This is a genomic window from Caldisericia bacterium (assembly GCA_021158845.1).
GTDB lineage: Bacteria > Caldisericota > Caldisericia > B22-G15 > B22-G15 > B22-G15.
In genome coordinates, this window is the sequence record JAGGSY010000050.1 from 1 (window position 1) to 1,385 (window position 1,385).

A 1,385-nucleotide genomic window follows, 5' to 3' on the forward strand; every position below is an offset into this window, starting at 1 on the left:
TTCTTGACTCTTTGTTTTTTATAATTAAAGAGGGGAATAAAACTTGAAACTTTTTTAAGGGAGAGGGGTTTATATGGTTGAAATGGAGAGGAAAGGAGGTAATAATTATGATAAGGAGAAGGAGTTTAATTATCCTGGTTCTTGCTCTTGTGGTTGCTATAGGGATAGGGTGGTGGACATTGTTTGTTTATCCATATTCACCGAAGAGACCACCAAGGGCAGATGATACTGGATTTACAAAGGAGGGTGTTCAGTTGGTTAGTGATGGGAACAATTTATTTTCAATTGACATGTATAAAAAACTCAGTGAGGCTTCCAGTGGAAATGTATTTTACTCCCCTTACAGCATATTCTCTGCCATGGCAATGGCATATGAGGGAGCAAATGGAGAGACCTATGATGAAATAAAAAAGGTCTTTCATTTTCCAGATAAGGAGAAACTCAGGCCAAACTTTGCAAAGATATACAACGAGATAAACAGAGAAGTTAGAGACTATGAGTTAAGGACAGGAAATGCTTTGTGGGTTCAAAAGGATTTTCCACTACTTGAGGAATACAAAACCACTGTGGAAAAATACTACGGAGGGAAAGCGGCAAACCTTGACTTTGTTAATGAGACTGAAAAATCAAGAGAGACGATAAACAAATTCATTGAGGAGCAGACAAACGGAAAGATTAAAGACTTAATTTCTAAGGGCATCCTTGATAGATACACAAGGCTTGTAATAACCAATGCAATATACTTTAAAGGCACCTGGAAGTGGGAGTTTAAAAAATCTGATACAAGAGACGAAGATTTTTATGTCAACCCAAAAGAAACTGTCAAGGTTCCAATGATGTATATGAAGCCAGAGAAGGCGGAGTTTAATTACACTGAAACAGAGAAACTTCAGATACTTGAACTTCCATACAAAGGGGATAGAATCTCAATGATAATACTCCTTCCAAAAAAGGAGAATGGCTACACATTAAAGGATGTTGAAAAAGAGTTAAGCTATGAAAATCTTAAGAAGTGGCTTATGAAGATGCAGAAAACAAAACTTGATGCAATATACATTCCAAAATTCACTTTCAAAACAAAATACTTTTTAAAGGATGCTTTAACCAAAATGGGAATGAAAACCTCTTTCTCGGGGAATGCAGATTTTTCAAAAATTACAGGAAAGAAAGATTTATTTATAAGCAATGTTATCCATCAGGCATTTATTGATGTAAATGAAAAAGGAACAGAAGCTGCAGCAGCCACAGCCATTGTTATGAAATTTACAGCCATAAAACCAACCTACATATTTAGAGCAGATCATCCCTTTATCTTCATCATACATGATAAGGAAACTGGAAGTATCCTATTTATGGGAAGATTGGTCAATCCAGCGGAGTAAATA

1 protein-coding gene is annotated in these 1,385 nt (G+C 35.8%); it reads left to right on the top strand.

Going from position 1 to position 1,385, the window contains the following annotated elements; all coding sequences use genetic code 11:
• Window positions 1-107 precede the first annotated feature (107 nt).
• The gene (locus tag J7J33_01995; protein ID MCD6168061.1) at window positions 108-1,382 is read left to right on the top strand and encodes a serpin family protein; all 1,275 of its coding nucleotides are present in this window, start codon (window positions 108-110) and stop codon (window positions 1,380-1,382) included.
• The last annotated feature ends 3 nt before the right edge of the window (window positions 1,383-1,385 follow it).

Bases quoted from the DNA above. Each gene is read 5' to 3' on its own strand.
- J7J33_01995 (MCD6168061.1), top strand. From the start codon at position 108: ATGATAAGGAGAAGGAGTTTAATTATCCTGGTTCTTGCTCTTGTGGTT.